The sequence below is a fragment of the Streptomyces sp. ATLC9 genome (assembly GCF_057196705.1).
Window position 1 is genome coordinate 21,580 of sequence record NZ_JBXUOY010000041.1, and the last position, 6,680, is coordinate 28,259.

Here is a 6,680-nt window from a genome sequence, read left to right on the forward strand (position 1 = left end):
AGAGTTCCGGCCTCGGCTCGCACGGCGCTCGCACGGCGCTGGTGCGGAGCTCGCGCGGAGCAGGAGCGTCCGGTCCGCATCGCGGACGGTGCGTGTCAACTCCTGGGACGAGCGGTAGGGTCCCTCCCATGTCTCGCAGCATCGACCTCGCAGTGATCCCCGGTGACGGCATCGGCCGGGAAGTCGTGGCCCAGGGCCTGAAGGTCCTGGCCGCGGTCCTTCCCCAGGACGTGAAGCTGCGGACACGGGAGTACGACCTCGGCGCGAAGCGCTGGCATGCCACGGGGGAGACCCTGCCGGACGCGGAGCTGGAGCGGCTCAAGGGCCACGACGCCATCCTGCTCGGCGCGATCGGCGACCCCTCGGTCCCCTCCGGTGTGCTGGAGCGCGGGCTGCTGCTCAAGCTGCGTTTCGCCTTCGACCACTACGTCAACCTGCGTCCCTCCAGGCTCTTCCCGAACACCGCGACCCCGCTCGCGGGCCGCCCCGACATCGACTTCGTCGTCGTCCGGGAGGGCACCGAGGGCCCGTACACCGGCAACGGCGGCTCCCTGCGCACCGGCACCCCGGCCGAGGTGGCCACCGAGGTCAGCGTGAACACCGCCTACGGGGTGGAGCGCGTGGTGCGGGACGCCTACGAGCGGGCCAAGGCCCGGCCGCGCAGGAAGCTCACGCTGGTCCACAAGAACAACGTCCTGGTACACGCAGGCCATCTGTGGAAGGGCATCTTCGACCGGGTCGGCGAGGAGTACCCCGAGGTCACCACCGACTATCTGCACGTGGACGCCGCGACGATCTTCTTCGTCACCCAGCCGGAGCGCTTCGACGTGATCGTCACCGACAACCTCTTCGGCGACATCCTCACCGACCTCGCCGCCGCCGTCACCGGTGGCATCGGACTGGCCGCCTCCGGGAACATCAACCCCACCGGCGCCTTCCCGTCGATGTTCGAGCCGGTCCACGGCTCCGCGCCCGACATCGCCGGCACCGGCAAGGCCGACCCCACGGCGACGGTCCTGTCCGTCGCGCTGATGCTGCGGCACCTGGGCCTCGACCCCGAGGCGGCCCGCATCGAGGACGCGGTCTCGGCCGACCTCGCGGAGCGCTCCGAGCCCCGCACCACCGACGAGGTCGGCGATGCCCTCGCGGCGCTGGCAGCCGGCTGACGCGCGGCCGTACGCTCCGTCCGGCCGGGCCGCAGGTGCCCGGCCGCTGTGCTACTCGGCGGTTGGGTGCGAACATCTACCACCAGGACCGCCCACCCGTGACCCCGTGCGGTCTGCTGCCCCCGATAATCGGACACGGGGCCGCTGTACGCAGGGAAGCTCGGACGTCCTGGTACCGACCGGGGCGACGGGAGCGCGGTCCACCACGACACCCAGTGAAGGACGCGCTCAACATGACGACGCCCCGTATCGAATTCGACCTCAAGCCCTCCGCGCAGCCGCTGTCCGCCGCGGAGCGCGAGGCGGTGCTCGCCGACCCCGGTTTCGGCCGGCACTTCACCGACCACATGGTCACCATCCGGTGGACCGAGGGCCGCGGCTGGCACGACGCGCAGCTCCAGCCGTACGCCCCGTTCCAGATGGATCCGGCGAACATGACGCTGCACTACGCCCAGACGATCTTCGAGGGGCTGAAGGCGTACCGCCAGTCCGACGGCTCGGTCGCCGTCTTCCGCCCGGACGCCAACGCCCGGCGCTTCCAGCGCTCCGCACGCCGGCTGGCGATGCCCGAGCTGCCGGTGGATGCCTTCGTCGAGGCGTGCGACCTGCTGGTGCGGCAGGACAGGGAGTGGGTGCCCGGCAAGGGCGAGCAGTCGCTGTACCTGCGTCCCTTCATGTTCGCCGCGGAGGTCGGACTCGGTGTCAGGCCCGCCAACGAGTACCTGTTCGTGGTGATCGCCTCACCCGCGGGCGCCTACTTCCCGCGCGGCGTCAAGCCCGTCTCGGTCTGGCTGTCGCAGGAGTACGTGCGCGCCGCCTCCGGCGGCACGGGCGAGGCCAAGACCGGCGGCAACTACGCGGCCTCCCTCGTCGCCCAGGCCGAGGCCGCCGAGCACGGCTGTGACCAGGTGGTCTGGCTGGACGCCGGTGAGCGCCGCTGGATCGAGGAGATGGGCGGCATGAACATGTACTTCGTGTTCGGCTCGGGCAGGGACGCCGCCATCGTCACGCCCAGGCTGACCGGCACCCTGCTGCCGGGCATCACCCGCGACTCCCTGCTGACGATCGCCTCCGGTCTGGGCTACCGCACAGAGGAGAGGCTCATCTCCGTCGAGGAGTGGCGGGAGGGCAACGCCGACGGCTCGATCACCGAGGTCTTCGCGTGCGGTACCGCGGCCGTCATCACCCCGGTCGGCACGGTGAAGTCCGCCGCCGGGCACTGGACGGTGGGCGACGGCGAGCCGGGCGGGATCACGATGGAGCTGCGCGAGGCGCTGCTGGCGGTCCAGACCGGCCGCGCGCAGGACACGCACGGCTGGATGCACAGGCTGGCCTGAGACCGGCCGGGCGGGACGGGAGGGCCGCGTGCGTCCCGTCCCGCCCGGCCGCCTTCCGCCCGCCGTGCGTCCCGGTGGACCGCGGTGACCACATGGTGAGACCTCCCGATCCGCTGAGCGGATCCGTGCCACACTGTGCCCGTGCCTCACCTCGCCACGATTATCGGCAGCAGGCGCGCCGGTCCGCAGTGACCGTCCACGCACACATCCGGTGCGGCGGCGGACACCGTGTCCCAGACCCGCGCGCAGACCTCTCGCACCCGCGAGGGGTCTTTTCGTTTTCCGGCGCCACCCGGCCGGAACGAGGGCGTGAGGGATGATGGGGACAAGTAGGGCCAAGTATCCCGGACCTACATCCATCGACAGGAGCCAGACCAGCATGACCGACGCCGCGGCCTCCCGGCAGCCGGGGGACGCGACCCCCGGCGACGCGTTCCACGTCTTCGACACCACGCTCCGCGACGGGGCGCAGCGCGAGGGGATCAACCTCTCCGTCGCGGACAAGCTGACCATCGCCCGCCACCTGGACGACTTCGGTGTCGGCTTCATCGAGGGCGGCTGGCCCGGTGCCAACCCCCGGGACACCGAGTTCTTCCGGCGCGCCCGCGAGGAGATCGACTTCCGCCACGCCAGGCTCGTCGCGTTCGGGGCCACCCGCCGGGCGGGCGTCGCCGCGGCCGACGACCCGCAGGTGCGGGCGCTGGTCGACTCGCGGGCGCCGGTGGTCACCATCGTCGCCAAGGCGCACGACCGCCACGTCGAGCTGGCGCTGCGCACCACGCTGGAGGAGAACCTGGCGATGGTCCGCGACACGGTGGAGTACCTGCGGGAGCAGGGCCGGCGGGTCTTCGTCGACTGCGAGCACTTCTTCGACGGCTACCTGGCCGATCCCGAGTACGCCAAGCAGGTCGTGCGCACCGCGTACGGGGCCGGTGCCGACGTGGTCGTGCTGTGCGACACCAACGGCGGCATGCTCCCCGCCCAGATCCAGGCAGTGGTGCGGACGGTGGGCGCCGACACCGGCGCGCGCCTGGGCATCCACGCCCAGGACGACACCGGCTGCGCGGTGGCCAACACCCTGGCCGCCGTGGACGCCGGCGCCACCCATGTGCAGTGCACCGCCAACGGCTACGGTGAGCGCGTGGGCAACGCCAACCTCTTCTCGGTGGTCGCCGCACTCCAGCTCAAGTACGGCATGAAGGTCCTGCCCGAGGACGCGCTGCGCGAGATGACGCGGATCTCCCACGCCATCGCCGAGGTCGTCAACCTCACGCCCTCCACCCACCAGCCGTACGTCGGCGTCTCCGCGTTCGCCCACAAGGCCGGACTGCACGCCTCCGCCATCAAGGTGGATCCCGACCTCTACCAGCACATCGACCCCGAACTGGTCGGCAACCGCCTGCGGATGCTGGTCTCGGACATGGCCGGCCGCGCCTCCATCGAGCTCAAGGGCCAGGAGCTGGGGATCGACCTGGGCGGCGACCGCGAGCTGGTCGGCCGGATCGTGGAGCGGGTCAAGGAGCGCGAGCTGCGCGGCTACAGCTACGAGGCCGCCGACGCCTCCTTCGAGCTGCTGCTGCGGGAGGAACTGCTGCGGGGTGGTACGGAGGAGCGGCCCCAGCCCTTCTTCACCACCGAGTCCTGGCGGGCCATCGTGGAGAACCGCCCCGACGGTTCCCACGCCAACGAGGCGACCGTGAAGCTGTGGGCCAAGGGCGAGCGCATCGTCTCCACCGCGGAGGGGAACGGCCCCGTCAACGCCCTGGACCGGGCGCTGCGGCTGGCCCTGGAGCGGATCTACCCCGAACTCGCCCGGATGGAGCTGGTGGACTACAAGGTCCGCATCCTGGCGGGCACCCACGGCACGGAGTCCACCACACGAGTGCTGGTGTCCACCGGCGACGGTGGCGACGAGTGGTCCACCGTCGGAGTGGCCGACAACGTCATCGCCGCCTCCTGGCAGGCCCTCGTCGACGCCTACACATACGGTCTGCTGCGTGCCGGAGTGGAGCCCCAGGGCTGACCGGCCGTCACGACACGCCCACCCAGGCTTGAACGCCCCTCCGGTGCGGGCTGTGGGAACCCCACAACCCGCACCGGGGGAAACTGGGCATCTTCCCTGGTGCAACAACGTCAGGGATACGGTTCTGTCCAGCGTGGCCATGAAACGTGGGCTGAGACTGTACGAATCCGACGACGGCGAACAGCACGGCGGTTTCGTAGGGTCTGAACATGACCGATCTGTCCCAGACGCCGCCCGCGGCGAGTGACGCCCGTGGCCGTGTGGCGGAGCTGCACGCCATCCGTGAGCAGGTTCGGCGCGGTCCGAGCGAGCGGGCCACCGAGGCCCAGCACGCCAAGGGCAAGCTGACCGCGCGCGAGCGGATCGAACTGCTGCTGGACGAGGGGTCGTTCCGGGAGGTGGAGCCGCTGCGCCGCCACCGCGCCACCGGCTTCGGCCTGGAGGACCGGAAGCCGTACACCGACGGAGTGATCACCGGCTGGGGGACGGTCGAGGGCCGCACCGTCTTCATCTACGCCCACGACTTCCGGATCTTCGGCGGGGCGCTGGGCGAGGCCCACGCGAGCAAGATCCACAAGATCATGGACATGGCCATCGCGGCCGGCGCGCCGCTGGTCTCCCTCAACGACGGGGCCGGCGCCCGCATCCAGGAGGGCGTGGTGGCGCTGGCCGGCTACGGCGGCATCTTCCAGCGCAACACCGCCGCCTCCGGGGTCATCCCGCAGATCTCGGTGATGCTGGGCCCGTGCGCGGGCGGGGCGGCCTACTCCCCGGCGCTGACCGACTTCGTGTTCATGGTCCGCGACACCTCGCAGATGTTCATCACCGGCCCCGACGTGGTCCAGGCGGTCACCGGCGCGCAGGTGAGCCAGAACGGGCTGGGCGGGGCGGACGTGCACGCGGCCACCTCCGGCGTGGCGCACTTCGCCTACGACGACGAGACCACCTGTCTGGAGGAGGTCCGCTACCTGCTGTCCCTGCTGCCGTCCAACAACCGGGAGAACCCGCCGCGCACCGAGTGCGCCGACCCGGCCGACCGGCGCTGCGAGGCCCTGCTGGACCTGGTGCCGGCCGACGGCAATCGCCCCTACGACATGCGCGCGGTGATCGAGGAGATCGTCGACGACGGCGAGCTGCTGGAGGTCCACGAGCGCTGGGCCACCAACATCATCTGTACCCTGGCCCGGATGGACGGCCAGGTGGTGGGCATCGTCGCCAATCAGCCCCAGCAGCTGGCCGGCGTGCTGGACATCCACGCCTCCGAGAAGGCCGCCCGCTTCGTGCAGATGTGCGACGCCTTCAACATCCCCATCGTCACCCTGCTGGACGTGCCCGGTTTCCTGCCGGGGGTGGACCAGGAGCACGGCGGGATCATCCGGCACGGGGCGAAGCTGCTGTACGCGTACTGCAACGCCACCGTGCCGCGGATCTCGCTGGTGCTGCGCAAGGCCTACGGCGGGGCGTACATCGTCATGGACTCCCAGTCCATCGGCGCGGACCTGACCTACGCCTGGCCGACCAACGAGATCGCGGTGATGGGCGCCGAAGGCGCCGCGGGGGTGATCTTCCGGCGGCGGATCGCCGCCTCCGACGACCCCGAGACCACCCGGGCGGAGCTGGTCAAGGAGTACAGGGCCGAGCTGATGCACCCCTACTACGCGGCCGAGCGCGGCCTGGTCGACGACGTCATCGACCCCGCCGACACCCGAGGCGTCCTCATCGGAGCCCTGGCCATGCTCCGCACCAAGCACGCCGACCTGCCCGCCCGCAAGCACGGCAATCCGCCCCAGTGACACCTGTGAGGTCCAGTCCCGTGAACACTCCCGCCACCGCTACAGCCACAGCCGTCGCCGACGTGGTCCGTGTGGAGAAGGGCCACGCCAGCGAGGAGGAACTCGCCGCGGTCACCGCCCTGCTCATGGCCCGCGCCGCCGCCCACCAGTCCGGCGGCCCGGCCGCGTCCCGTCCGCGCCGCAGCACCGCCCCCTGGCGCCGCCTGGAGCGTACCTCCGGTTTCCGGGCCCCCCACAGCTGGCAGGGCTGACAGGGAGACGGAGGCGGGCCCGGCCGCCGAGACCGTGCGGGGCCGGCGCGGCCCCGCACGGAGGCCGGGCACAGGTCTGTGCCCGGCCTGACACGTGCGCGGCCCGGCCG

General features: G+C 71.5%; 5 protein-coding genes. All 5 read left to right on the top strand.

The annotated features are described in order from the left end of the window. Nucleotides 1–128 precede the first annotated feature (128 nt). Entirely contained in the window at nt 129–1,166 is a 1,038-nt protein-coding gene (locus AC2CJA_RS07235) for a 3-isopropylmalate dehydrogenase (protein WP_484601828.1), read from the top strand. A gap of 233 nt (nt 1,167–1,399) precedes the next feature. Next, nucleotides 1,400–2,503, top strand: a complete 1,104-nt coding sequence (locus AC2CJA_RS07240; protein ID WP_484601829.1) for a branched-chain amino acid aminotransferase — start codon at nt 1,400–1,402, stop codon at nt 2,501–2,503. A 379-nt stretch (nt 2,504–2,882) separates the two neighbouring features. Beyond that, complete coding sequence (gene cimA, locus AC2CJA_RS07245) at nt 2,883–4,526, top strand: citramalate synthase (protein ID WP_484601830.1); 1,644 nt, start codon at nt 2,883–2,885, stop codon at nt 4,524–4,526. A gap of 209 nt (nt 4,527–4,735) precedes the next feature. After that, on the top strand, nt 4,736–6,319 hold the full coding sequence (locus AC2CJA_RS07250) for an acyl-CoA carboxylase subunit beta (RefSeq protein ID WP_484601831.1): 1,584 nt from the start codon (nt 4,736–4,738) through the stop codon (nt 6,317–6,319). Nucleotides 6,320–6,339: 20 nt separating this feature from the next. Next, entirely contained in the window at nt 6,340–6,570 is a 231-nt protein-coding gene (locus tag AC2CJA_RS07255; protein WP_484601833.1) for an acyl-CoA carboxylase subunit epsilon, read from the top strand. Nucleotides 6,571–6,680: the final 110 nt, after the last annotated feature.

Bases quoted from the DNA above. Each gene is read 5' to 3' on its own strand.
- AC2CJA_RS07235 (WP_484601828.1), top strand. From the start codon at position 129: ATGTCTCGCAGCATCGACCTCGCAGTGATCCCCGGTGACGGCATCGGC.
- AC2CJA_RS07240 (WP_484601829.1), top strand. From the start codon at position 1,400: ATGACGACGCCCCGTATCGAATTCGACCTCAAGCCCTCCGCGCAGCCG.
- AC2CJA_RS07250 (WP_484601831.1), top strand. From the start codon at position 4,736: ATGACCGATCTGTCCCAGACGCCGCCCGCGGCGAGTGACGCCCGTGGC.
- cimA (WP_484601830.1), top strand. From the start codon at position 2,883: ATGACCGACGCCGCGGCCTCCCGGCAGCCGGGGGACGCGACCCCCGGC.